The sequence below is a fragment of the Microbacterium sp. NPDC077391 genome (assembly GCF_040686955.1).
In the GTDB taxonomy this organism is placed as follows: domain Bacteria; phylum Actinomycetota; class Actinomycetes; order Actinomycetales; family Microbacteriaceae; genus Microbacterium; species Microbacterium commune.
This window is the reverse complement of record NZ_JBFBMI010000001.1, coordinates 753,732-775,427: the sequence shown is the minus strand read 5'-3', so window position 1 is coordinate 775,427 and position 21,696 is coordinate 753,732. Positions and strand designations below refer to the sequence as shown.

Sequence of the window (21,696 nt, the reverse complement as noted above, 5' to 3'; positions counted from 1 at the left end):
CGCCTCTGCCGAACCGCGGGGTCGAAACGACCGGATCGCGCCCGCGCAAGCCTCTCGTCCCACACGCGAGCGGGCGTGTAGCGTCCGATGTCATGAACGACCCGCACGCCGATGCCCAGACCGACGGCCGCGACGAGACCGCCGCTGAGCGCGCCGACCGCAACTGGGAGGAGCTCATGCAAGAGCTCCGCGTCATGCAGACAGGCACGCAGATCCTCACCGGCTTCCTTCTCGCCGTCGCATTCCAGCCGCTTTTCCGAGAGCTCACCGACCAGCAGCGCATCCTCTACATCGTGCTCGTGCTGCTGGCGGCGACCGCGAGCATTCTCTCGCTCGCCCCCGTCGGGATGCACCGGGTGCTGTTCGCCAAGGGCCGCAAGCCCGAGCTCGTGCGCATGGCGCATCGGCTGGTCAAGGCGAACATCTTCGTCGGCGGCGTGCTGACCGTCGGTGTGACCGTGCTGATCATCGACTTCACCTTCGACCACGTGCTGGCGCTGATCGCCGGCGGAATCGGACTGCTCGCGATCCTGCTGCTGTGGATCGGGCTGCCCCTGGTGCTGCATCGCCGACGGTGACAGCGCGTGTGCTGAGCGCGCACGGGCGTCAGGTGTGAAACCCCTCAGAGTCGGGCGCTGAGCTTGAACCGGGTGCGCAGGTGCGGAATCGTGGCACGCACATCGCGCCGTACGGTGTGGTGTCCGCAACCGGAAGGAGAGCCATGCTCACCCTGACCGAGAACGCAAACACGATCGCGGCGACCATCGTCGCCCAGCAGAGCACGACGCCGGATGCCGGACTCCGCATCCACTCGTCGGGCACCGAGACCGAGCCCCGCTTCGCGGTGACGGTCGCCTCCACGCCCGAACCGGGCGACTCCATCATCGGCGACGAGGACATCCGCGTATTCCTCGAGAAGGCCGCCGCAGAGGCCCTCGACGACAAGGTGCTCGACGCCTCGGTCGACGAGCAGGGCGCGGTGTCCTTCAGCCTCATGCCGCAACCGGCCTGAGTGCCGCACAGAGTGAGGACCGTCACCCGATCGGGTGACGGTCCTCACTCTGTCTCAGGGTCACGACGTCTCAGGCTCACGACGTCTCAGGGTCACGACGCGGGCGTGCGGTTCTCCGCGCTGACCATCCAGGCGTACTGCTCGAGCTTCTCGATGATCGCGTGCAGCACGTCCGCCGAGGTGGGGTCCTCGTCGTCGACCTGGTCGTGTACGCGGCGGATGGTCGCCACGGTCGCCTCCAGCCGCACCGTGATCAGGTCGATCGTGTCGGTCGTGGAGACCTCGCCCGTCGGGAACTCCGGCAGCGTGGTCGCCTTGGCGACGGTCGCACTGCGCCCGTCCGGGGCTGCGTGCAGCGCGCGCATGCGCTCGGCCACGGTGTCGCCGAAGCCGCGCGCCGCGTCGATGATCTCGTCGAGCTGCAGATGCGTGTCGCGGAAGTTGCGGCCGACCACGTTCCAGTGAGCCTGCTTGCCCTGCACGGACAGCTCGATGAGGTCGACCAGCACGGCCTGCAGGTCGCGGATCAGCTCGGGTGAGGCCTGGAAGCCCTTCTCGGCGTTCTCCAGCGGCGTGGTCTCGGCAGCATCCTTCGCCTTCGCCGAGTCCTTCGTCTTCGTGCCGGAGTTCTTCGACTTCTGGGTCGCGGTGCTCTTGGCTGCCATGAAAACCACCTCTGTCTTCTGCGCGGCGCTGGGCGTCGCACGGTCGGTTGTGTGTTCCGCCCGAAGCTAACACCGGCCGCCCGGCCCGCTGAGGGGGTTGATTTCCCCGCGCCGACACGCCACGGTCTCACGCGCCATGCCGCTGTCCGCATGGCGGCTGTCGTAGCGTGGACGGATGCTTCGACGTCTGACCGCCCGGATCTTCTGGCTCTGCAGCCGCTGGACTCTGCGCTCCGAGCCCGCGCCGCAGCGACCGAGCATCCTCATCGGCGCTCCGCACACGTCGAACTGGGATTTCGTGCTGATGCTCGCGATCTCCTGGCGTCTGGGGATCGACGTGCGGTGGCTGGGCAAGAAGAGCCTGTTCCGCGGCTGGCGCGGTCCGCTGATGCGCGCGCTGGGCGGCATCCCCGTCGATCGCGACGATCCCGGCCGCGTCGTCGCCGACGTGGTCGCGATGGCGCGACGCGGCGAGGTGTTCGGTCTCGTGGTCACCCCTGACGGCACTCGCCGGGGCCACACGCACTGGAAGTCGGGCTTCTACCGGATCGCACGTGAGACCGGGATGCCGGTGACCCTCGGCTATGTCGACCGCACGACCATGACATCCGGCCTCGGCCCGGAGCACCGCGTCGAGCCGCGCCTGCGCGAAGAGGGATGATGGAGGCATGGCCGCTCTCGACGTGACGTACGCCCCCATCTCGACCGACGACGCCGGAGAGGTGCTGACCCTGCAGCGGGCAGCCTTCGTGTCGGAGGCCCAGATCTACGGCGGCGTCGACATGCCCCCGCTCACGCAGACCCTCGAGGCGGTTCAGGCCGAGCTCGCCGACTGCTACGGCTGGACGGCGCGCGTCGGCGCCAGAATCGTCGGCGCGCTGCGCGGACGCATCGACGGCGACCTGCTGCTGGTCGGCAGGATCGCGATCGCTCCCGACATGCAGGGTGAGGGCATCGGCCGTGGACTGCTGGATGTGGCCGAGCGCGAGAGCGGCGCCGCACAGGCGGAGCTGTTCACCGGCAGCCTCAGCGAAGCGAACATCCGCCTGTACGAGACGTGCGGCTACCGCGTCAGCGAACGCGTGCCGCAGGGCGACGGCACCGAGCAGATCTTCATGCGGAAGGATCTGCGCGGCTGAGGGAGGGTGCTCGCCGCGACGGCCAGACCGTCCGGCCGGCGTGGTGCAGCATCGCGACGAAGACGACCGCCCACACGATCACGGCGATCACCAGCCCCACACGGCCGACCGCGCCCGCGGCAGGCAACCGGTCGGCCCGCGCGAGCGATTCGGATGCGACGGCGAACATCCCGATGGGGAACACCATCGACCACAGCGTCGGCACGTAGCGCAGCGGCACGCGGTGCACACCGTGACGCCACACCCCCGCCCCCACGAGCAGGGGGATCAGCCAGAGGCAGAAGACCCAGAAGATCACGACCGTCGCGGCGATCAGCGGGCGCACCGCGTCGACGATCGGCGTCTGCGGCATCCCGACGATGCTCGCCCCGGCGACCACGGCGATCGCGAGTGCTCCCATCGCCACCCAGTAGGCGGGATCGAACTGCTGCGGCGTGACGCCGTAGTGCACCACCCGCAGCAGCACGAGCATCGCGATCGCGGCGTACAGCACCACGCCCACCGACCACGCGAGAACGGCGAGCACGCCGATCCAGATCGCCATCTCACTGCCGGCCGGCGGGTGCAGCTGGGTCATGCTGATCGCGAGCGACTGGCTGGCGACGGCCCAGATGAACCAGGTGCCGTTGGCGCGTGCCAGGATCGGCCTGCCGTCGCGTGTCATCAGCACCTGCCACGGAAGGAGGTACCCGAACACGACCCAGATGACGCCGGCGAGCAGGAACAGCGGGACGGCGAGCGCCATGAGCTCTTCCCGGGCGAAGCGCACGCCGAGCACACCGGAGGCCGCGACCACGGTGAAGAAGGCGAAGGCCTTCTCGGGGTCGCGCAGGTCTGCCACGACGTTCTGCCCGAATGCGATCGCCCGCCAGAGGTACAGGGCCCAGAGCACGACGTACAGCGCGCCGGCGAGCCACATCAGAACGACCGAGAAGGAGCGGATGCCGAGGTCGTGCAGTCCGATCGAGACGATCCCGGTGCCCATCACGGCGGCGAAGTACCCGGGCGCCAGGTCGGCGATCGCTTCGCGCACCCTGTTCATCGTCGGCTCTTCAGCGGGAGGGTCAGTCCCAGTCGAGGTACTCCTCGATCACGACGGCGGTCTCGATCGGGTGCGTCGCGACGAAGTAGTGGTCGGCCTCGGGGATGCGGGTGATGGTTGCCCGCTCGGGAGCCGTGGCCTGCAGCGCCTCGGCGTTCGCGGCTGGCGTGACGTCATCGTTCTCCGCCTGGATGATGAGCACCGGGATGCCGGGGGCGAGGGGGATCTGCTCGTCTTCGACGCCCAGCATGAGCAGTCCGTTGACGCGCTCGGGGTGGTCGATCGCGAAGGTGCGGGCGATGGTGCTGCCGTGACCATGGCCGCCGATCCAGGTGTCGTCGATGCCGAGACCCTCGATCACGGCCGCAGCGTCGGCCGCGCGGTCTGCGATGGTGATGCCCTCGACGTCCGCCCGGGATCCGACGCGCACGACGCGGAATCCGGCCTCTTCGGCGAGGTAGTGCGAGATGACGCCGAGTCCGTCGGCCTCGAGGCTGCGGTTGGTGACCAGCACGAGCGTGACGGGACCTTCACCCTCATCGAGGAAGGGGACGGCGCGGCCTTCGGGCTCGAAGATGAGGGGCTGGGTCACGATGTGTGCTCGCTTCCGGTCGGTCGGTGGCGCGTCGATGGCCTCTCCCAGCGTACCGGGAGGCGGTCATGGTCACCGAGTTGACGCGGATCGGGCACCATGGGTGCATGCCCTCTGCTGCGCTGCCGCCCACCCCGTTCCCGCTCTTCGACGAGTGGTTCGCCGAGGCGCGCAGCGCCGAAGCATCCGACCGTCCGTTCTCGGCCACGGCGATGACACTCTCCACTGTCGCGCAGGTCGAAGACCAGTGGCGGCCGCGTTCGCGCATGGTGCTGCTGAAGGACTGGGACGAGCGGGGTTTCGTGTTCTTCACGCACACCGACTCCGATAAGGGCCGAGAGCTCGCCGCGCATCCGTACGCATCGCTGGTGTTCCACTGGCCCGAGCTCGAGCGGCAGATCCGGGTGGAGGGGGTGGCGGCGCCCGTCAGCCGCTCCGAGGTGGAGGCGTATCACGCCACCCGCCCGCGCGGGTCGCAGCTGGGTGCCTGGGCGTCGCGTCAAAGTCGGCCGATCGCCGGCCGTGCCGAGCTGAAGGCGGCGGTGGCCCGTGCCGAGGAGCGCTTCGCGGATGCCGAGGTGCCGGCGCCCCCGCACTGGGGAGGCTTTCGCATAGCGCCGGAGCGGATCGAGTTCTGGCAGGGCCGGCGGTCGCGCCTGCATGAACGACTCGTCTACAGCCGCGGCGAGTCCGGCTGGATGACGGAGCTGCTGGCCCCGTGAGCGCTTCCGGCTCCGCGGCCGACGCACTCCCGGCCGACTGGTCGCCCTGGCGTGCGCCGTCGCCACTCGAGGGACGGCGTCCGAGCCCCGTCGATCTCGCCCACGCGACTGCCGCGGGGCTCCGGCGCGATGACGTGCTGCCCTATCCGACCGACGCCGAGTCCGCCGGCCGCGTGCGGCTGCTGATGGTCGGCATCAATCCCAGTCCGTGGACGATCGCGGTCAACGCGCCGTTCGCGCGTCCGGGAAACCGGTTCTGGTCGTCGCTGGCCGTCGCGGGTCTCACCGACGAGGTCGTGGACGCCTCGCGCGGCCTGTCGCCCGCGGACGAGCGGATGCTGGCCGCGCGCGGCATCGGCATGACGAACCTCGTCGCCCGCCCCACGGCGCGCGCTGACGAACTCGAGGCGCACGAGCTGCGCCTGGGTGGGCGCCGTCTGCTCGAGCGGGTGGGCGTGCTGCGCCCCCGTTCTGTCGCCGTCGTCGGCGTCACCGCGTTCCGCACCGCGTTCTCCGTGCCGCGAGCCCGCATGGGCGCGCAGGAGGTGGGCGCGCTCAGCGGATGGCCGAAGGATATCCCGCTGTGGGTGGTACCCAACCCGAGTGGGCTGAACGCGCACGAGACGGTCGAGAGTCTCGCGGAATGGTGGCGGAAGGTGTGGGCGGCGAGCGCACCGTCATCCGCGCCGTAGCGAGACGGCCGCGCTGCGCGACGGGGCGTCGAGTCTCCGCGAAGGGCTGGTGTCAGCTGCCGGAGCGGTGGGCGGAATGATCGGCGACGTCGGGCTCGGCTCGCAGGATGTCGGCGATCTCCTCCTCCGGCCGCGGCGCGATGCTCTCGTCCGCCTCGATCTCGGGAACGATCGGCTGGTGTCGGTCGTCTCCGAGGGGAGAATCGTGGATCGGTTCGGACATCGTCTCTCCTTCATTCGGCACCGGCAGGATCCACCCGCGCGGCTTGGTAGTGCAGCATTGTGAAACCGTTCTCGAAGACGCGACTCTCGATCAGACGCAGATCCAGACGCGCATCCTCGGGCAGCGCCCGCAGTCCGCCACCGAGGATCACCGGGACGATGAAGAAGCGGAAGTCCCGTACGAGGCCTGCACGGATGGCCGGCGCGGCCGTCGTCGGCCCGAAGATCTCCACCTCCCCCGACGCATGCTGCGTGATACGGCGGATCTCGTCGAGCGTGAGCTGCGTGACGAGCCTGTGGTTCTCGCGCGTGAGCTCGTCTGAGGTCAGCGACGATGATGCGGCGACGATGTCGAGCCCCTGCCACAGCCGCGCGAACTCACGTTCGTCGTCACCCCAGTCCTCTCCCTCGGGCTCCGCCTCCCAGTAATGCATCAGGTCGTAGGTGCGCCGCCCGAGGATCTCGGTGGAGATCGCGGCCATCCGCTCGACGTGGAAACGGAACACCTGTTCGCTCGGCGCACCGAATTGGAAGTCGCCGTCGGGGCCGGCCGCGTACCCGTCGATCGAGATGGTCGCGGTGTAGCTCAGAGTTCCCATAGCCCATGCTCGCGCCGTGCGGTCGGATACGCAATCACCGTCGATGCATCCGTCGAAGCTCTGCACTGCCGCACGACCGGGTCGCGACTGCTCGCGCGCGAGAACCGGCTCACGAGAAGAGCTGACGCAGCGCGTCCAGGTCTCCGGCGTCGACGACCTTCTGCACGGCGTCGATGGTCGTCTGATTCGAGAACATGGGTCTCAACGTGTCGTTCCAGATCCGCTGCACGGTGCGGATGTCGCCGGCGTCGACCGCCCTGCCTGCCGCCTCGATCGCCTGCTGGTACGGGATCTGCAGGAATCCTGCAGGCGCGTCGTGCGGGCCGTAGTAGTCCACCCAGGGGGCGTCTGGGTTCGGTGTGAGCCAGAGCACCTGGCCCGGATGGATGTCCCGCCTGTGATTCATCGAGCCGAGGTTCGGGTAGGCACAGAGCCGTTCCGCGACCACGGCCTCGACGTCGCCGGGGGCGACGGTGTAGGTCACGGGAGTGCCGTTCTCGTCGACGCCCACCTCCCCCTGCGCGAACTCTCGCGCACCTCGATCGCGGAGAGTCCCCTGACGCTGCAGGTATAGCCCGTCGGTGTGGCTGATGACCTCGGACAGGCGGGAACAGGAGTCCGCCTCCGGCGATCCCGTCGAACTCGGCGTCGGCGTCGATTCCGCGGCCGTCACGGGAACCGCTGTCGAGGTCGGAGACGGTTCGGCCGCTCGAGTCGGGGCTGTGCTGGTGCACCCGACGAGCAGGGTCACGGTCAGCCCGAGTGCGGCTACGGCGACGGGGAGCCTGGCTGTGATCATGACGCCATGTTCGCAGAACGTCGGTGCGCCATCCACCAGGTCACGCAGCGATCGAGCGTCTGCCTCGAGCCCGGCGACAATGGCTTCATGACAGAGCACACACGCAGGCGGCTGAACTTCCTCATGCTCGGCCACTCGCCCGACGGTGCGACCGGTTGGCCGCATCCAGCGACGATCACCGTGCACCCTCGCGGCGAGACGACCCTGATCAACTTCTCGATGGGTCCGCACATCGCGAATGTCGGCGGACAGGTGCCGATAACGCGCGTGATCCACGACGGCGAGCTGAACGAGACCTTCGCCGAGGAGTTCGACGCCTGCGAGGCACGATGGCTCGTGCCGCACCTGGCCCGACTTGCCGCGGGTGAGAACCTCACCGAAGACGACCTCGCCCTGGCATATGAGGCACGGTTCGGTCGCCGCCCGAAGACGGAGACATCGACCGACATCACGTTCTGAGCGGACTGGAGCGGCTGTCAGATGTTGAAGCGGAAGTTCACCACATCACGTTAGTGGTAGGCATTTCACCGGCTGACTCGTGCGCTCACTGCTTCGCGCTGAGGCGGGACACGAGCGCGCGTGCGACCTCATCCGCCGTTCGTGCTGTCGTATCTAACTCCAAGACCTCATCTGACCACACCGCGTAATCGGCACGACGCCGCTGAACGTCCGCCCACGTCGGCTCGCCGACATGGGCGAGACCACGATCCCTGTTGCGAAGCCGCTGCACGTGCGTTCTTGCGTCCGTGATCACGAGGTGCACGAAGTCGAGCCGCGCGCCCGTCCGCAATGCCGCAGTCCGCCAGGTCTGCCGAGCCTCTTCACTATCGTTCACCGCATCGACCACGACGCTGCGACCGAGTTGCAGATTCAATTCCGCCATCGCGCGAGTCGCCTCGTACGCGGCTACGCCGACTTGCCGGCTCGCGGGCAGTCCGCAAGAGAGCATCGACTCCTCCACCGCGTCGATGGACAGGTGAATGGAGCCCCCGAGTGCAGCAGCGATCTCAGCGACGCTGGTCTTTCCGACCCCCGGAAGACCAGAGATCACGACAAGATGACCACTCACGCGATCCGCAATCCGGCATTGTCTGTGATCGTCGGCAATCTTCACCTCCGGGCCGTGGCTGCAGTCCAGCCTACGGTGATGCGTTTCGTCTCGCGGAGACCCGCACTGAGCGAGCGAAGCGAGACGAAGTGTCGCTCGACGACCGGGTTGGCTCAGACGTTGAAGCCGAACTCCACCGGGTTACGTCACCGTTAGCGGTGTGCACGGTGGCGGTCGAACGCGGAAAGATGGAGAGCATGTGCGCCACCAATCTGTGGGCGATCAACGCCGCAGCCTTCACTTCGGAATTCCAACGATTCACCGAGGATAAGCTGGGCGTGCCTCCCCTGCGGACCACCATGCGCATAACCTCTGGTCGAGTGCGGGGCTCGTCGGCGGTATTCACACTGACCCGCCGGATGTGCGACTGCGACAGTCTCATCGGGCGTCGCAACGACGCGCCGGTCCACGGTGAGATCGACGCCGACGCGTGGCTCGGGTGGTTGCGCGAGATGCCGGACCACGTCACGAAGGTCTCGCGCATCGCAGTACTCCGCGCGTGGAGCCCTGAGGACGACGATGTCGTGCCCTCCCACGCTCGAGGTGTCCGAGTAGCAGATCTCACCGAGGACGTGCTCCGCGACATCCGCGACGACAGTCTGCTGACTATCGACTACCCGCGGATGGCCTGAGCCCAGGCCACTTCCAAGCGCCGTTCAGTTGTTGAAGCGGAACTCCACCACGTCGCCGTCCTGCATGACGTAGTCCTTGCCCTCGAGCCGCGCCTTGCCCTTCGCGCGGGCCTCGGCGACGGAGCCGGTCGCGACGAGATCCTCGAACGAGATGACCTCGGCCTTGATGAAGCCCTTCTCGAAGTCGGTGTGGATCACGCCTGCCGCCTGCGGCGCCTTCGCGCCCTGCGGGATGGTCCAGGCGCGCGACTCCTTGGGACCGGCGGTGAGATAGGTCTGCAGACCGAGCGTCGCGAAGCCGATGCGGGCGAGCTGGTCGAGACCCGATTCGGTCTGACCGGTGGCCTCCAGCAGCTCCTGCGCGTCCTCCGGGTCCAGCCCGATCAGCTCCGACTCGATCTTCGCGTCGAGGAACACGGCCTGCGCGGGCGCGACAAGAGCCTGCAGCTCTGCCTTCCGCTCCTCGTCGGTGAGCACCGATTCGTCGACGTTGAACACGTAGATGTACGGCTTCGCCGTCAGCAGACCGAGCTCCTTGATCGGCGACAGGTCGATGCCCGCCGTCGAGAGCAGCTGACCGCGCTCGAGCGCATCCTTCGCCGCGTTCGCGGCATCCAGAACCGACGGGTCGGTCTTCTTCTGCTTCACTTCCTTCTCGAAGCGCGGCAGCGCCTTCTCGATCGTCTGCAGATCGGCGAGCATGAGCTCGGCGTTGATGGTCTCCATGTCGCCCTTGGGGTCGACGGTTCCCTCGACATGCACGACGTCATCGTCGACGAAGCCGCGCACGACCTGCGCGATCGCGTCGGCCTCGCGGATGTTGGCGAGGAACTGGTTGCCGAGCCCCTCCCCTTCGCTGGCTCCGCGCACGATGCCGGCGATGTCGACGAACGACACGGTGGCGGGCAGGATGCGCTCGCTGCCGAAGATTCCGGCCAGCACCTGCAGGCGCGGATCGGGCAGGTTCACCACGCCGATGTTCGGCTCGATCGTCGCGAACGGGTAGTTCGCTGCGAGCACGTCGTTCTTGGTCAGCGCGTTGAAGAGGGTGGACTTGCCGACGTTGGGCAGGCCGACGATTCCGATAGTAAGAGCCACGGGATACGAGTCTACCGGCGGGGACGCCTCCCGCCGGCGTGCACTGCTCAGGTGCGCGAATCACCGGTGTTCGGCGGGCTGCGGCGAGTCTGCGGGCCGGCATCCGGATGTCGCGGGATGGTGGATCCGTGCCCCTGGATTTCACTGCGATCGACTTCGAGACGGCGAACTCCAGCCCCGCCTCGGCCTGCTCGGTCGGCCTCGTACGAGTCCGAGACGGCCAGGTCGTCGCACAGACGGGATGGCTGATCCGCCCGCCGATGGGCCACGACCAGTTCAACGAGTGGAACATCCGGATCCACGGCATCCACCCGCACGACGTCATCGGCGCCGCGACGTGGGCAGAGCAGCTCGACCGCCTGTGCGATTTCGCCGCAGACGACGTGCTCGTCGCGCACAACGCCGGGTTCGATCTGAACGTTCTGCGCCGCGCCTGCGAGGTCACCGGCCTCGTCGCTCCCCCGTACCGCTCGCTGTGCTCGCTCGCTGTGGCGCGGAAGACCTACACACTCGACTCGTACCGTCTTCCCCTGGCCGCCGCGGCGGCCGGCTTCGGTGAGTTCGCGCACCACGATGCGCTGGCCGACGCCCGCGCATGCGCCCAGATCGTGATCGACGCGGCCCGACGAGCCGCCGCAGACGATGTGCCTGCTCTCGGCGCCGCTCTGGGTGTGTCGCTGTCAGCGCCGCTCGTCTGCGAGCTCGAGCCCGCTGTGGCCTGACCGGTCGACATCGGACACAATGGTCAGGTGACGAGCGGACAAGGCGAACAGAGCGGACTGAGCGGACTGAGCCTCGAGGTGATCGAGGGCACCTTCGACCTGGCCCGGCAGGGCCGCACCAGGCCCCTCGGCGAGATGATCGATGCCGGAGTGCCGGTCGACGTGCGCAATCCGCGTCAGGACACGCTGCTGATCGTCGCGGCATACGCGGAGCACCTCGAGACCGTCGCGGATTTGATCGCGCGAAGCGCCGACCTGGATGCCGTGAATGCCAACGGCCAGACCGCGGTCTCGTGCGCCGTGTTCCGGCGCAACGAGACGCTGCTGCGGATGCTGCTCGACGCCGGCGCCGATCAGGATGCCGGCGGTCACAGCGCTAAGCAGATCGCCGACCAGTTCGGCCTCGGCGACATGCGCGCCGTGCTCGACTCCTACTGAGAAGGCTCAGCAGGGCTCCGCGGGCTCAGGCGCCGCCCGGCACGCACGACAGCAGTGCGATGACCACGACGGACGTCGCCAGGAACGCCCCGATGAACCACCACGAGCTCAGCTCGTGCCCCTCTTCGCGGCGCACGCGGAAGAGCACGTCGGCACGGCGGGCGGGATCGAACCCGGGCTGCACGGTGGCCTTCGCCTGCTGAGCGGCCATGATCTGCTCCTCGGTGACCCGAAGGATGCGACCGGTCGGGGTGGTGATGTGCGCGGCGCGCCTGGGACTCGCAGACGTCTCGTTCAACGGCATCCCGAGCACTCCTTCTTCATGACCATGCCGGCGTGCTGATCACACCGTGCCCCCTTATTCTGCCAGCCTCCGCTGGGAATGCCGGGACGCGCGGTCTGATGCTCGATTCAGAGCCACTTCGAGACGAGGTGATCCGACACGATGCGGCGCAGTGTGCCGGACGCTCCGCGCAGCACCACGCTCTCGGTGTAGAGGTAGTTGCCCTCGCGGCGCACACCCCGCACCAGCTGACCGTCGGTGACGCCGGTGGCGACGAAGATCGTGTTGTTGCCCTGCACGAGGTCGTCGGCCTCGTACACCTTGTCGAACTCGAGCCCTGCGTCGACGCCGCGCTGGCGCTCGTCGTCGTCCCGGGGCCACAGCACGCCCTGGATGTGACCGCCCAGTGCCTTGATCGCGCACGCGGTGACGATGCCCTCGGGGCTGCCGCCGATGCCGACGCACATGTCGGTGCGTGCGTCGTGACGAGCGGCGTTGATGCCGCCTGCGACGTCACCGTCGCTCATCAGTCGGGTGCCGGCTCCGGCCTCCCGGATCTCTGCGATGAGCTTCTCGTGACGGGGGCGGTTCAGCACCGAGACGACGAGCTCGTCGACCGGCTTGCCGAGAGCCTTGGCCAGGCGACGGACGTTCTCGCCGATGGGCTTGCGGATGTCGACCACGCCGATCCCCGCCGGCCCTGTGACCAGCTTGTCCATGTAGAAGACAGTCGACGCGTCGAGCATCGAGCCGCGATCCGAGACGGCCAGCACGGAGAGAGCGTTCTGACGCCCCTCGGCAGTCAGCGTCGTCCCGTCGATCGGGTCGACGGCGATGTCGCACTCGGGGCCTCGACCGGTGCCGACGACCTCGCCGTTGAACAGCATCGGCGCATTGTCCTTCTCGCCCTCGCCGATGACGACGCGACCCTGGAAGTCGACGGTGCCGAGAAAGGCGCGCATCGCGTCGACGGCCGCACCGTCGGCTGCCTCCTTCGCCCCTCGACCGATGAACGGCACCGCGCGGATCGCCGCCGCCTCGGTGGCGCGAACGAGTTCCATCGCGAGGTTGCGGTCGGGGCGGAGGGGGCTGAGATCTGCTGTGAGGCTCACCATGCGGGTCAGCCTAGTGACGACGGAGGATGGAAATCAGGACTTTTCACGAAATGAAAGCGAAGAAAACGCAGTTCTTGCCAGTTGATAAAGATACGCGCCCGAGCGGACGTAACCACGGAAGAATCCCCACCCCTGCGGGCTAAAGTGAGCATGCACCCCGACCGACAGAAGCAGGAGAACTCATGCCCGTCGCCACTCCGGAACAGTACGCAGAGATGCTCGACCGCGCGAAGGCCGGTGGCTTCGCGTATCCCGCCTTCAACGTCTCGAGCTCGCAGACGATCAACTCCGTGCTGCAGGGTCTCACCGAGGCAGGCTCGGACGGCATCATCCAGGTGACCACGGGCGGCGCCGACTACTTCGCCGGCCACACCGTCAAGGCTCGCGCGACCGGAGCCCTCGCCTTCGCGCGCTACGCGACCGAGGTCGCCAAGAACTACCCTGTGACCGTCGCGCTGCACACCGACCACTGCCCGAAGGATGCCCTGGCCGGCTTCGTCGAGCCGCTGATCGCGGCATCCGAAGAAGAGGTGAAGGCCGGTCGCAACCCGATCTTCCAGTCCCACATGTGGGACGGCTCGGCTGTGCCGCTCGACGAGAACATCGAGATCGCCCAGCAGCTGCTGCCGCGGATGAAGGCGATCAACGCGATCCTCGAGGTCGAGATCGGTGTCGTCGGCGGCGAGGAGGACGGGGTCGCGCACGAGGGCTCGAACGACGCCCTGTACACCACCTTCGCCGACGTCGACCAGGCGATCCAGGCTCTCGGCCTCGGCGAGCAGGGCCGCTACATCGCCGCCCTCACCTTCGGCAACGTGCACGGCGTGTACAAGCCGGGTGGCGTGAAGCTGCGTCCCGAGCTGCTGGGCGAGATCCAGGCTGAGGTCGCCGCCAAGTACGGCACCGGCCCGAAGCCGCTCGACCTCGTCTTCCACGGCGGCTCCGGCTCGAGCGACGAGGAGATCGCCCTCGCAGTCGCGAACGGCGTGATCAAGATGAACATCGACACCGACACGCAGTACGCGTACACGCGTGCGATCGCCGACTACATGTTCAAGAACTACGACGGTGTGCTGAAGGTCGACGGCGAGGTCGGCAACAAGAAGCAGTACGACCCGCGCGCCTGGGGCAAGATCGCCGAGTCGGCGATGGCCGCGCGCGTGGTCGAGTCGACCCGTCAGCTCGGCTCGTACGGCCAGTCGAAGAGCTGACTCCCGCCGATCTCGAAGAGGGATGCCCCGGACCGCCAGCCGGTCCGGGGCATCCCTCCTTCTGCAGGGCGCTGAGCCCGTTCCCGCACGCGCGCGACCGAGCGTCGCGCGTCGGCGAGCGCGCGCTCAGCGCTTGAGCACGCGGCGCGCCCAGATCACCATGTCGATGATCGCGTCGACGATCAGCAGCACGCCGAGCCCACGCAGCAGCGGAGATCGGGCCCTGCTCGCGGCGACACCGGCGGCGAGCTCGGCCGCGCTGATCGCGGCTCCGATGGTCGGGCGCTCACGCACGAACCGCGCGGCGCGCGGCAGCGGCCGCTCGCGTCGGGTGAGGGCGGTGACCTCGCCGATCCCCGCGACGGCGAGGTCGGCCACTGTGCGCGGCCAGCCGCGCGGCGTGAAGCGGCGCCCGGTCGTCTGCTCGGCGACTCCGGCGGTGATGAGCGCGTCCGGCACACCGAACGCGGCGACGAACGCACGCACGCGATCCAGCTCGCCCTGCGTGCCGCCCAGCGCCTCCGGCGCGCATGCGCGCGTCGCCGCCGCGACATCGACTGCGTCGCCCAGATTCAGCCCCTGCAGCTCCTCGGTCGTGCCGTCGGCCTCGAGCAGCATGCGACGGTAGACATCCGCGCTCTCGGGCACCCCGATCGCGTCGATGTCGAGCACCGGCCGCGTGAGCCGCTCGATGTTCGGCCAGAACATGCCCGTGCGCCCACCGGCCGTGACCTCCACCCAGGCGTCGCCGTGCTGTGGAAGGTTCAGCTCGATGATCGGCTCGTCCGCGCGGCCTCCTGACAGCGCCATGTGCGGCTGGTCGGTCGCGTAGCGGTAAAGAGACCAGGTCCCGTCCTCGAGATAGTCGACGTCGACGCCTGTCACCTGCGCGGTGATGCGCGCGCCCCACGGCCCGCGCCGGGAGAACTCCGCCACTCGCACCGGCGCGAGTTCGAAGTCGATGTCGTCGTCGTCGGCATCGAGCATCCCGAACCCGGCGAGGTCTTCAGACGCGGCGGCCGGGTCGTCGAGCTGTTCGAACGCTGCGCCGTACTGCTCGTCGAGCTCCTGATCGACCTCTTCGAGTGCGTCGTCGGTCAGGCCGAGATGCAGCGTGAGCGCGGCGGTCTGGAACAGCCGCTGCAGGTCGAGGGCGCTCAGGTCGAAACGCAGGCGGTCGTCGTCGTCGAGAGCGACGACGTGCCCGCTCTCGGTCACCGGGATCAGGAAGACGGCTTCGTCGCCGTCGAAGACTCGGGATGCCGCGAGCACCCGCTCCTTTCGCAGCAGCTCCGCCGCGATCGGGGTCGGGTCGACGCCTTCCGAGGAATCGACCGAGGCGTAGTTGACGTGGAACGCGATCTGATCTGCTGACACCCCTCGAGGCTACCCGTCGTCACTCGACGGGAGGTGTCAGCAGTCCTGTCGTGAAGGCCGGATCGCTGAACATCACCACCGAGATGCACCCCGACACGAGCGACATCGTGATGACGAAGCCGACCAGCGGGATCCACCACGCCGACCTGCCGCGCTTCAGCTGACGCAACGACAGCCACGCGGTCACCGCGTATCCGACGAGCAGAACGACCACGGCGACGACGCCCCAGGTTCGCGCGGCCGCATAGTTGGTGAATTCGCCGTCGATGCCGATCATCTGCATCGAGTCGTTCAGAGTCGATGCCATGTTCACGAACTGCGGGATCGACGAGAGCACGTTCACCAGGCCGAACCCCAGCAGCACGAGGGTGACCAGACGACCCATCGGGCGAGCGGGAGCGCTCGGGGCCGTGGGTCGTGCGGCCGTCGGCGCGGGCTCGGGAGCGGATGCCACGGGATCGGCGCCCAGCGGAGGCAGTCCTGCGCGCGCACGCTGCTCTTCCGGAGACGCGTACTCGCCGTACTGCGGCCGCTCGATGCTCATGTGCGCGAGACCCGGCCGCCCAGGGCACGCTCGTCGCGCTTGCCCGAGTTGTCCTGGCGCAGCTCCTTGGGCAGCGAGAACATGAGGTCCTCCTCCGCCGTGCGCACCTCTTCGATGTCGGTATAGCCCGCCTCGTCGAGCGCGTCGAGCACCTCGCGCACGAGCACCTCGGGCACCGAGGCGCCGCTGGTCACGCCGACGGTGCGCACACCGTCGAGCCATTCCTGCCTGACCTCGTCGGCGTAGTCGACGCGGTACGCGGCCTTCGCTCCGTACTCCAGCGCGACCTCGACCAGGCGCACGCTGTTCGAGGAGTTCGCCGATCCGACGACAATGACGAGATCCGCATCCTTCGCGACCTTCTTGATGGCCACCTGACGGTTCTGGGTGGCGTAGCAGATGTCGTCGGAGGGCGGGTTCTGCAGCTCGGGGAAGCGGGTGCGCAGCCGGTTGACGGTCTCCATCGTCTCGTCGACGGAGAGCGTGGTCTGCGACAGCCAGACGACCCTGCTGGGGTCTCGCACGACGACCGTGTCGGCCTCGGCGGGCGAATTGACGACGGTCACGCGCTCGGGTGCGTGGCCCGCGGTGCCCTCGACCTCTTCGTGACCGTCGTGACCGATCAGCAGGATCTCGAAGTCGTCTCGGGCGAAGCGCACCGCCTCGCGGTGCACCTTGGTGACCAGCGGGCAGGTCGCGTCGATCGCGTGCAGACCTCTATCCGCGGCGCCCTGCACGACCGCCGGTGAGACGCCGTGCGCACTGAAGACGACGTGGGCGCCCTCGGGAACCTCGTCGACCTCCTCGACGAAGATCGCGCCCTTCTGCTCGAGTTCGGTGACGACATGGATGTTGTGCACGATCTGCTTGCGCACGTACACCGGAGCGCCGTAGCGCTCGAGCGCCTTCTCGACAGCCACGACGGCGCGGTCGACACCCGCGCAGTAGCCGCGAGGAGCGGCCAGCAGCACGCGCTTCTCGCCGTCGACCGGACGGTTCTCGAGGCGCGCACGCTCGACGGCGCGACGACGGGTCGGGATGTGCGGCAGAGGCAGCGAGACAGTGGTTGAGCTCACTCCGTCAGTCTACCGATGCCACCTGTTCGCGGGCCGGGAGCGGGCGGCCCGGCGGGCCGTGTCGCATGGGGGGCCGACACTCCAGATGTCGGACCGATTCACGGGAACCGTCCGACATCTGGAGTGTCGGCCCCCGGAATGCATCGCCCGGCCCGGCCGCGGACGCCGTGTCGGCGGCATCCGGAAGAATGGCGGGGTGACCGTCTTCGAAGCCACCGCCATCCCCGGCGAGCCGCCTCCCGCCGACTCGGTCGCCCCGCGCGACTCGACGCCAGCGGCACCGACATCGGTCGCGCGCCTGAACGGCACCATCCGCGACTTCATCGCCCGCTGGAACACCGTCTGGGTCGAGGGCGAGATCACCTCATGGAACGTGCGCGGCGGCAACGTCTTCGCGCGCCTGAAGGACACCCGCTCCGACGCGCAGATCTCGGTTCGCGTCTGGTCGAGCGTGCGCCCGCGCATCCCCGCCGACCTCACCGTCGGCGATCACGTCGTCGCTGCCGTCAAAGCCGACTACTTCGTCAAGGGCGGCGACTTCAGCTTCATCGTCTCGGCGATGAAGCATGTGGGCCTCGGCGATCAGCTCGAGCGGCTCGAGAAGCTGCGCGTGCAGCTGCGGCAGGAGGGTCTGTTCGACTCGCCGCGCAAGAAGAGCCTGCCGTTCCTGCCGCATTGCATCGGACTGATCACCGGCGAGCGCTCGGATGCCGAGAAGGACGTGCATCGCAACGCCGAGCTGCGCTGGCCGCAGGTGCGCTTCCGCACCGAGCACGTCGCCGTCCAGGGCGACCGGTGCGTTCCCGAGGTGCTCGCGGCGCTGCAGCGGCTGGATGCCCATCCCGACGTCGACGTGATCATCATCGCCCGCGGCGGCGGCGACCCGCAGACCCTGCTCGGCTTCAGCGACGAGCGGCTCGTGCGTGCCGTCGCAGCCGCATCCACGCCGGTCGTCAGCGCGATCGGGCACGAGAACGACCATCCCCTGCTCGACGACGTCGCCGATCTGCGCGCCTCGACCCCGACGGATGCCGCGAAGCGGGTCGTTCCGGATGTCGGGGAGCAGCGCGCGATCGTCGCGCAGCTGCGGGCGCGCGCGACGACGCGGCTGACGCAGCGCGTCTCCCACGACATCGCTCAGCTCGAGCAGCTGCGCTCGCGCCCGGTGCTGCGCTCCCCCGATCCGATCATCGACGACCGCGCCCAGGAGGTGTGGCTGCTGGTATCCCGAGGTCGCGACACCGTCACCAGAGAGCTGGATGCCGCGCACCGATCCACCTCCGAGCTGCGCGCCTCGCTGCGCGCCCTCTCTCCCGCCGCCACGCTCGCGCGCGGCTACGCCATCGCGCACCTCGACGACGGACGCATCCTCAGCGATGCGGTCGACGCGCCGGCGGGCACGGCGATGACGGTGACGGTGGATCGCGGATCCATCCGCGCCGTGTCGGAGGGGCGGATACCCGAAGACCGCTGAACAGCAGCACACTGCTCTGCTGCCCCTGCGCTCCGGGGGCCGACACTCCACCTGTCGGACGGTCCCCGCGAATGCGTCCGACATCTGGCGTGTCGGCCCCCGGTCTGTTCGCGCAGACCGCTCCCCCGCGGCACGCTGCGGCGGATCGGGGCGTCCGACACGCCGGTAGGATGGGGGCGTGACTGCCCCCAGCGACTCCCCCGTCGAAGACCTGTCGTTCGAGGCCGCACGCGACGAGCTCGTGCGCGTGGTCGCGGAGCTCGAGCAGGGTTCCCCCACGCTCGAGCACTCGCTCGCGCTCTGGGAGCGCGGCGAGGCGCTGGCGGCACGCTGCGAGGAATGGCTGCTCGGCGCGAAGCGCCGTCTCGATGCGGCTCGGGACGCGGCATCCGGCGGAGCAGGCGAATGAGCCGCGAACCGCGCGTCGTCGCAGGTCTCGGACGACCCGAGACCGCCCAGGAGACCGCTGACCGCAAGGCGGAGTCGAGCCGGGTCTACCGGTCGAGTCAGACGTTCCGCAACCTCATCGCCGCACTCATCGTGACGGTCGGCGTGGTCGCCGTCGTCGTTCTCGGCGTGCCGCGCGGCCAGGTTCCCGATCGCCCCGCGATCGACGTCGCCGCGATCGCCGCGGACGTCGAGACGTCGATGCAGCGCCCCGCCCTCGTCGTCGAGCCCGACGAGTACTGGCGGGTCAACGAGGCCGCCCTCTCGGGCGGCAGCACCCGGGTGTGGACGATCACCCTCGCCCCGGCTGCCGACGACGAGCGCGGATTCGTCCGCGTGGCACAGGCCTTCGGCGCCGACGTCGGCTGGGCCCCGCAGGTGCTCGACGGCATGGCTCCGAACGGCACCACGACGATCGATGGGCGCGAGTGGGACGAGTTCGACCTGCGCGGTCGGGGCACCGCCAACATCTCGTACGCCATCGGGACCCAGGCCGGCCCCGACTACATCCTGCTGTACGGCTCGCAGTCGCCCGAGGCGACCGCCGAGCTGGCAGAGACCCTGTCCGCACAGATCGACGACCTTGAGGAGGCCGAATGACCGCAACGCTCACACCCGCTGAGGCATGGCGGGAGATGCTCGATGGCAACAGGCGATTCGTCGCCGGCACGCCGGCGCACCCGCACCAGGACGTCTCCAAGCGTCACGAGCTGGCCGACGGTCAGGCGCCGATCGCGACGCTGTTCGGATGCTCGGATTCGCGCCTCGCCGCCGAGATCATCTTCGACAAGGGTCTGGGCGACCTGTTCGTCGTCCGCAACGCGGGACAGGTGATCGGCGAGTCGATCGTCGCCAGCCTCGAGTACGCCGTGGGCATTCTCAACGTGCCGCTGATCGTCGTGCTCGCCCACGACTCGTGCGGCGCGGTGCGTGCGGCCATCGACGGCACCGCCATCGACTCGCCCCCGCTTCCGGCCGGAATCTGGAAGCTGATCGCACCGATCGTCCCGGCAGCGCGCAAGGTGCTCGCCGAGACCGGCGGCACGACGACCGCCGACATCGACGCCGAGCTGGTCGGCCGCGAGCACCTGCGCAACACCGTCGCCGATCTGCTGCACTCGTCCGAGATGATCAGCAACGCGGTCGCCGCGGGCCGACTGGGCATCGTTGGCGCCAACTACCGCCTCGCAGAGGGCACTGCGGTGCCCGTCGTCACTGTGGGCATCGACACCGAGGGGCACATCCCCGCTTCTGAGGAGGTATCGGCATGACCGACATCGAGTACCGCATCGAACACGACACCATGGGCGAGGTGCGCGTTCCCGCCAAGGCCCTGTACAGCGCCCAGACTCAGCGCGCCGTCGAGAACTTCCCGATCTCGGGCAAGGGACTCGAGTCCACTCAGATCGCCGCACTGGCCCGCATCAAGAAGGCTGCCGCCCTCGCGAACAAGGAGCTCGGCACGCTCGACGCAGCGATCGCGGACGCGATCGCTCAGGCGGCCGACGAGGTGGCCTCCGGCAAGCACGACGGCGAGTTCCCGGTCGACACCTACCAGACCGGTTCTGGCACCTCGTCGAACATGAACATGAACGAGGTGCTGGCGAACCTGGCATCCGGAATCCTCGGCTCGGCCGTGCACCCGAACGACCACGTCAACGCGTCGCAGTCGTCGAACGACGTCTTCCCGACGTCGGTGCACATCGCGGTCACCCAGGCGCTCATCGACACCCTCATCCCGTCGCTCGACCACCTCGCCGTCGCCCTCGAGGCGAAGGCGGAGCTGTGGAAGGACGTCGTCAAGTCCGGCCGCACCCACCTCATGGACGCGACCCCGGTCACGCTCGGCCAGGAGTTCGGCGGCTACGCGCGCCAGATCCGGCTGGGCATCGAGCGCGTGCAGTCAGCCCTCCCCCGCGTGGCGGAGGTGCCCCTCGGCGGCACCGCTGTGGGCACCGGCATCAACACTCCGACCGGCTTCCCGCAGAAGGTCATCGAGCTGCTCGCGGCCGAGACCGAGCTTCCGATCACCGAGGCGAAGGACCACTTCGAGGCTCAGGCCAACCGTGACGGGCTCGTCGAGACGTCGGGCGCTCTGCGCACCATCGCCGTGTCGCTGACCAAGATCAACAACGACCTGCGCTGGATGGGCTCGGGCCCGAACACCGGTCTCGGCGAGCTGCACATCCCCGACCTGCAGCCGGGATCGTCGATCATGCCCGGCAAGGTCAACCCGGTCGTGCCCGAGGCCGTGCTCATGGTGTGCGCGCGCGTGATCGGCAACGACGCGACCGTCGCCTGGGCCGGCGCGTCGGGCTCGTTCGAGCTGAACGTCGCCATCCCCGTGATGGGCACCGCGCTGCTGGAGTCGATCCGTCTGCTCTCGAACGCCGTGCGCGTGCTGGCCGACAAGACCGTCGACGGACTCGAGGCCAACGTCGAGCGCGCCGCCGCGTTCGCCGGTATGAGCCCGTCGATCGTCACGCCGTTGAACAAGGTCATCGGTTACGAGGCCGCCGCGAAGATCGCCAAGCACTCGGTCGCGAAGGGCATCACGGTGCGAGACGCCGTGATCGACCTCGGCTACGTCGAGCGCGGGGAGATCTCGGAGGAGGAGCTCGATGCGAAGCTCGACCTCCTGTCGATGACCCACCCGGGCTGAGGCCTTCGGTCGTCCGGTCTTCCGC

Annotated in this window: 29 protein-coding genes; 16 read left to right on the top strand and 13 right to left on the bottom strand. The window is 68.7% G+C overall.

The genetic code is table 11. The annotated features are described in order from the left end of the window. Positions 1-92: 92 nt before the first annotated feature. Entirely contained in the window at positions 93-578 is a 486-nt protein-coding gene (locus tag AB0O65_RS03545; RefSeq protein WP_071644615.1) for a DUF6328 family protein, read from the top strand. 143 nt (positions 579-721) lie between these two features. Beyond that, the gene (locus AB0O65_RS03540) at positions 722-1,012 is read left to right on the top strand and encodes a Fe-S cluster assembly protein HesB (protein WP_071644614.1); all 291 of its coding nucleotides are present in this window, start codon (positions 722-724) and stop codon (positions 1,010-1,012) included. Between the two features lie 92 nt (positions 1,013-1,104). On the opposite strand, the gene AB0O65_RS03535 is transcribed toward AB0O65_RS03540, so the two are convergent. Further along, on the bottom strand, positions 1,105-1,677 hold the full coding sequence (locus tag AB0O65_RS03535) for a DNA starvation/stationary phase protection protein (RefSeq protein WP_071644627.1): 573 nt from the start codon (positions 1,675-1,677) through the stop codon (positions 1,105-1,107). 175 nt (positions 1,678-1,852) lie between these two features. Here AB0O65_RS03535 and AB0O65_RS03530 point away from each other — a divergent pair, with 175 nt between their 5' ends. Together AB0O65_RS03530 and AB0O65_RS03525 are read left to right on the top strand one after the other, a co-directional pair. Beyond that, positions 1,853-2,338: a 1-acyl-sn-glycerol-3-phosphate acyltransferase gene (locus AB0O65_RS03530; RefSeq protein WP_363383106.1), complete on the top strand. Its 486-nt coding sequence runs from the start codon at positions 1,853-1,855 to the stop codon at positions 2,336-2,338. A gap of 7 nt (positions 2,339-2,345) precedes the next feature. Then, positions 2,346-2,816: a GNAT family N-acetyltransferase gene (locus tag AB0O65_RS03525; RefSeq protein WP_363383104.1), complete on the top strand. Its 471-nt coding sequence runs from the start codon at positions 2,346-2,348 to the stop codon at positions 2,814-2,816. On the opposite strand, the gene AB0O65_RS03520 is transcribed toward AB0O65_RS03525, so the two are convergent. Both AB0O65_RS03520 and AB0O65_RS03515 read right to left on the bottom strand, forming a co-directional pair. After that, positions 2,791-3,858, bottom strand: coding sequence for a tellurite resistance/C4-dicarboxylate transporter family protein (locus AB0O65_RS03520; protein WP_363383101.1), 1,068 nt, complete (start codon positions 3,856-3,858; stop codon positions 2,791-2,793). The two genes, AB0O65_RS03525 and AB0O65_RS03520, sit on opposite strands and share 26 nt — an antisense overlap. Before the next feature lie 22 nt (positions 3,859-3,880). Beyond that, positions 3,881-4,450: an alpha/beta hydrolase gene (locus AB0O65_RS03515; RefSeq protein ID WP_313477658.1), complete on the bottom strand. Its 570-nt coding sequence runs from the start codon at positions 4,448-4,450 to the stop codon at positions 3,881-3,883. Positions 4,451-4,557: 107 nt separating this feature from the next. On the opposite strand from AB0O65_RS03515, the gene pdxH reads away from it, so the two are divergent. Beyond that, on the top strand, positions 4,558-5,172 hold the full coding sequence (gene pdxH / locus AB0O65_RS03510) for a pyridoxamine 5'-phosphate oxidase (RefSeq protein ID WP_363383098.1): 615 nt from the start codon (positions 4,558-4,560) through the stop codon (positions 5,170-5,172). Further along, positions 5,169-5,864 carry a mismatch-specific DNA-glycosylase gene (locus tag AB0O65_RS03505; RefSeq protein WP_313477654.1) on the top strand — a complete coding sequence of 232 codons (696 nt, stop codon included), beginning with the start codon at positions 5,169-5,171 and terminating at the stop codon, positions 5,862-5,864. The genes pdxH and AB0O65_RS03505 overlap by 4 nt, the downstream gene beginning before the upstream one ends. A 52-nt stretch (positions 5,865-5,916) precedes the next feature. Here the strand turns inward: AB0O65_RS03505 and AB0O65_RS03500 are convergent, their stop codons facing one another. The 3 genes from AB0O65_RS03500 to AB0O65_RS03490 form a co-directional block, all read right to left on the bottom strand. Next, positions 5,917-6,087, bottom strand: coding sequence for a hypothetical protein (locus tag AB0O65_RS03500; RefSeq protein WP_363383094.1), 171 nt, complete (start codon positions 6,085-6,087; stop codon positions 5,917-5,919). A 10-nt stretch (positions 6,088-6,097) separates the two neighbouring features. Continuing rightward, entirely contained in the window at positions 6,098-6,685 is a 588-nt protein-coding gene (locus AB0O65_RS03495) for a dihydrofolate reductase family protein (protein WP_363383091.1), read from the bottom strand. A 109-nt stretch (positions 6,686-6,794) separates the two neighbouring features. After that, positions 6,795-7,484: a hypothetical protein gene (locus AB0O65_RS03490; RefSeq protein ID WP_363383089.1), complete on the bottom strand. Its 690-nt coding sequence runs from the start codon at positions 7,482-7,484 to the stop codon at positions 6,795-6,797. A gap of 87 nt (positions 7,485-7,571) precedes the next feature. Here AB0O65_RS03490 and AB0O65_RS03485 point away from each other — a divergent pair, with 87 nt between their 5' ends. Then, a complete protein-coding gene (locus AB0O65_RS03485; RefSeq protein WP_363383086.1) occupies positions 7,572-7,943 on the top strand; it encodes a hypothetical protein in 372 nt (123 codons plus the stop codon). Positions 7,944-8,028: 85 nt separating this feature from the next. Here AB0O65_RS03485 and AB0O65_RS03480 read toward each other — a convergent pair whose 3' ends face one another. Continuing rightward, on the bottom strand, positions 8,029-8,598 hold the full coding sequence (locus tag AB0O65_RS03480; RefSeq protein WP_363383084.1) for an AAA family ATPase: 570 nt from the start codon (positions 8,596-8,598) through the stop codon (positions 8,029-8,031). 83 nt (positions 8,599-8,681) lie between these two features. On the opposite strand from AB0O65_RS03480, the gene AB0O65_RS03475 reads away from it, so the two are divergent. Further along, complete coding sequence (locus AB0O65_RS03475) at positions 8,682-9,224, top strand: hypothetical protein (RefSeq protein ID WP_363383081.1); 543 nt, start codon at positions 8,682-8,684, stop codon at positions 9,222-9,224. A 24-nt stretch (positions 9,225-9,248) separates the two neighbouring features. Here the strand turns inward: AB0O65_RS03475 and ychF are convergent, their stop codons facing one another. Continuing rightward, positions 9,249-10,322 carry a redox-regulated ATPase YchF gene (gene ychF, locus AB0O65_RS03470; protein WP_071644605.1) on the bottom strand — a complete coding sequence of 358 codons (1,074 nt, stop codon included), beginning with the start codon at positions 10,320-10,322 and terminating at the stop codon, positions 9,249-9,251. Between the two features lie 128 nt (positions 10,323-10,450). Between ychF and AB0O65_RS03465 the strand changes: the two genes are divergently transcribed. Together AB0O65_RS03465 and AB0O65_RS03460 are read left to right on the top strand one after the other, a co-directional pair. Next, the gene (locus AB0O65_RS03465; RefSeq protein ID WP_071644604.1) at positions 10,451-11,044 is read left to right on the top strand and encodes a 3'-5' exonuclease; all 594 of its coding nucleotides are present in this window, start codon (positions 10,451-10,453) and stop codon (positions 11,042-11,044) included. A gap of 27 nt (positions 11,045-11,071) precedes the next feature. Further along, entirely contained in the window at positions 11,072-11,482 is a 411-nt protein-coding gene (locus tag AB0O65_RS03460) for an ankyrin repeat domain-containing protein (RefSeq protein ID WP_313477644.1), read from the top strand. 25 nt (positions 11,483-11,507) lie between these two features. Here AB0O65_RS03460 and AB0O65_RS03455 read toward each other — a convergent pair whose 3' ends face one another. Both AB0O65_RS03455 and glpX read right to left on the bottom strand, forming a co-directional pair. Next, complete coding sequence (locus AB0O65_RS03455) at positions 11,508-11,786, bottom strand: hypothetical protein (RefSeq protein ID WP_313477643.1); 279 nt, start codon at positions 11,784-11,786, stop codon at positions 11,508-11,510. A gap of 107 nt (positions 11,787-11,893) precedes the next feature. After that, entirely contained in the window at positions 11,894-12,880 is a 987-nt protein-coding gene (gene glpX / locus AB0O65_RS03450) for a class II fructose-bisphosphatase (RefSeq protein ID WP_071644602.1), read from the bottom strand. A 182-nt stretch (positions 12,881-13,062) separates the two neighbouring features. Between glpX and fbaA the strand changes: the two genes are divergently transcribed. Beyond that, positions 13,063-14,091, top strand: coding sequence for a class II fructose-bisphosphate aldolase (gene fbaA / locus AB0O65_RS03445; RefSeq protein ID WP_071644601.1), 1,029 nt, complete (start codon positions 13,063-13,065; stop codon positions 14,089-14,091). Positions 14,092-14,217: 126 nt separating this feature from the next. On the opposite strand, the gene AB0O65_RS03440 is transcribed toward fbaA, so the two are convergent. Genes AB0O65_RS03440 through AB0O65_RS03430 form a run of 3 tightly spaced genes read right to left on the bottom strand, consistent with a single transcriptional unit; the run spans position 14,218 to position 17,061 of the window. Beyond that, positions 14,218-15,468 (bottom strand): hypothetical protein, encoded by a 1,251-nt coding sequence (locus AB0O65_RS03440; protein ID WP_363383077.1) that lies wholly within the window; start codon positions 15,466-15,468, stop codon positions 14,218-14,220. Positions 15,469-15,487: 19 nt separating this feature from the next. After that, positions 15,488-16,012, bottom strand: coding sequence for a DUF6264 family protein (locus AB0O65_RS03435; RefSeq protein ID WP_191711925.1), 525 nt, complete (start codon positions 16,010-16,012; stop codon positions 15,488-15,490). Continuing rightward, positions 16,009-17,061, bottom strand: coding sequence for a 4-hydroxy-3-methylbut-2-enyl diphosphate reductase (locus AB0O65_RS03430; RefSeq protein WP_177243865.1), 1,053 nt, complete (start codon positions 17,059-17,061; stop codon positions 16,009-16,011). The genes AB0O65_RS03435 and AB0O65_RS03430 overlap by 4 nt, the downstream gene beginning before the upstream one ends. 223 nt (positions 17,062-17,284) lie before the next feature. On the opposite strand from AB0O65_RS03430, the gene xseA reads away from it, so the two are divergent. From xseA to AB0O65_RS03405, 5 genes are all read left to right on the top strand, one after another. Further along, positions 17,285-18,562, top strand: coding sequence for an exodeoxyribonuclease VII large subunit (xseA, locus tag AB0O65_RS03425; RefSeq protein ID WP_363383074.1), 1,278 nt, complete (start codon positions 17,285-17,287; stop codon positions 18,560-18,562). 178 nt (positions 18,563-18,740) lie between these two features. Continuing rightward, the gene (locus tag AB0O65_RS03420; protein WP_071644597.1) at positions 18,741-18,971 is read left to right on the top strand and encodes an exodeoxyribonuclease VII small subunit; all 231 of its coding nucleotides are present in this window, start codon (positions 18,741-18,743) and stop codon (positions 18,969-18,971) included. Further along, positions 18,968-19,609: a DUF4245 family protein gene (locus AB0O65_RS03415; protein ID WP_313477639.1), complete on the top strand. Its 642-nt coding sequence runs from the start codon at positions 18,968-18,970 to the stop codon at positions 19,607-19,609. The genes AB0O65_RS03420 and AB0O65_RS03415 overlap by 4 nt, the downstream gene beginning before the upstream one ends. Further along, positions 19,606-20,280: a carbonic anhydrase gene (locus AB0O65_RS03410; RefSeq protein WP_071644595.1), complete on the top strand. Its 675-nt coding sequence runs from the start codon at positions 19,606-19,608 to the stop codon at positions 20,278-20,280. The genes AB0O65_RS03415 and AB0O65_RS03410 overlap by 4 nt, the downstream gene beginning before the upstream one ends. Continuing rightward, positions 20,277-21,671, top strand: coding sequence for a class II fumarate hydratase (locus tag AB0O65_RS03405; protein ID WP_191711928.1), 1,395 nt, complete (start codon positions 20,277-20,279; stop codon positions 21,669-21,671). Before AB0O65_RS03410 ends, AB0O65_RS03405 begins: the two co-directional genes overlap by 4 nt. Positions 21,672-21,696: the final 25 nt, after the last annotated feature.

What these genes read in the sequence shown, in the direction of transcription:
- AB0O65_RS03415 (WP_313477639.1), top strand. Translation starts at nt 18,968, where the DNA reads ATGAGCCGCGAACCGCGCGTCGTCGCAGGTCTCGGACGACCCGAGACC.
- AB0O65_RS03535 (WP_071644627.1), bottom strand. Translation starts at nt 1,677, where the DNA reads ATGGCAGCCAAGAGCACCGCGACCCAGAAGTCGAAGAACTCCGGCACG.
- fbaA (WP_071644601.1), top strand. Translation starts at nt 13,063, where the DNA reads ATGCCCGTCGCCACTCCGGAACAGTACGCAGAGATGCTCGACCGCGCG.
- glpX (WP_071644602.1), bottom strand. Translation starts at nt 12,880, where the DNA reads ATGGTGAGCCTCACAGCAGATCTCAGCCCCCTCCGCCCCGACCGCAAC.
- AB0O65_RS03485 (WP_363383086.1), top strand. Translation starts at nt 7,572, where the DNA reads ATGACAGAGCACACACGCAGGCGGCTGAACTTCCTCATGCTCGGCCAC.
- pdxH (WP_363383098.1), top strand. Translation starts at nt 4,558, where the DNA reads ATGCCCTCTGCTGCGCTGCCGCCCACCCCGTTCCCGCTCTTCGACGAG.
- AB0O65_RS03405 (WP_191711928.1), top strand. Translation starts at nt 20,277, where the DNA reads ATGACCGACATCGAGTACCGCATCGAACACGACACCATGGGCGAGGTG.
- AB0O65_RS03540 (WP_071644614.1), top strand. Translation starts at nt 722, where the DNA reads ATGCTCACCCTGACCGAGAACGCAAACACGATCGCGGCGACCATCGTC.
- AB0O65_RS03525 (WP_363383104.1), top strand. Translation starts at nt 2,346, where the DNA reads ATGGCCGCTCTCGACGTGACGTACGCCCCCATCTCGACCGACGACGCC.
- AB0O65_RS03490 (WP_363383089.1), bottom strand. Translation starts at nt 7,484, where the DNA reads ATGATCACAGCCAGGCTCCCCGTCGCCGTAGCCGCACTCGGGCTGACC.
- AB0O65_RS03455 (WP_313477643.1), bottom strand. Translation starts at nt 11,786, where the DNA reads ATGCCGTTGAACGAGACGTCTGCGAGTCCCAGGCGCGCCGCGCACATC.
- AB0O65_RS03530 (WP_363383106.1), top strand. Translation starts at nt 1,853, where the DNA reads ATGCTTCGACGTCTGACCGCCCGGATCTTCTGGCTCTGCAGCCGCTGG.
- AB0O65_RS03545 (WP_071644615.1), top strand. Translation starts at nt 93, where the DNA reads ATGAACGACCCGCACGCCGATGCCCAGACCGACGGCCGCGACGAGACC.
- AB0O65_RS03410 (WP_071644595.1), top strand. Translation starts at nt 19,606, where the DNA reads ATGACCGCAACGCTCACACCCGCTGAGGCATGGCGGGAGATGCTCGAT.
- AB0O65_RS03435 (WP_191711925.1), bottom strand. Translation starts at nt 16,012, where the DNA reads ATGAGCATCGAGCGGCCGCAGTACGGCGAGTACGCGTCTCCGGAAGAG.
- AB0O65_RS03520 (WP_363383101.1), bottom strand. Translation starts at nt 3,858, where the DNA reads ATGAACAGGGTGCGCGAAGCGATCGCCGACCTGGCGCCCGGGTACTTC.
- AB0O65_RS03495 (WP_363383091.1), bottom strand. Translation starts at nt 6,685, where the DNA reads ATGGGAACTCTGAGCTACACCGCGACCATCTCGATCGACGGGTACGCG.
- AB0O65_RS03500 (WP_363383094.1), bottom strand. Translation starts at nt 6,087, where the DNA reads ATGTCCGAACCGATCCACGATTCTCCCCTCGGAGACGACCGACACCAG.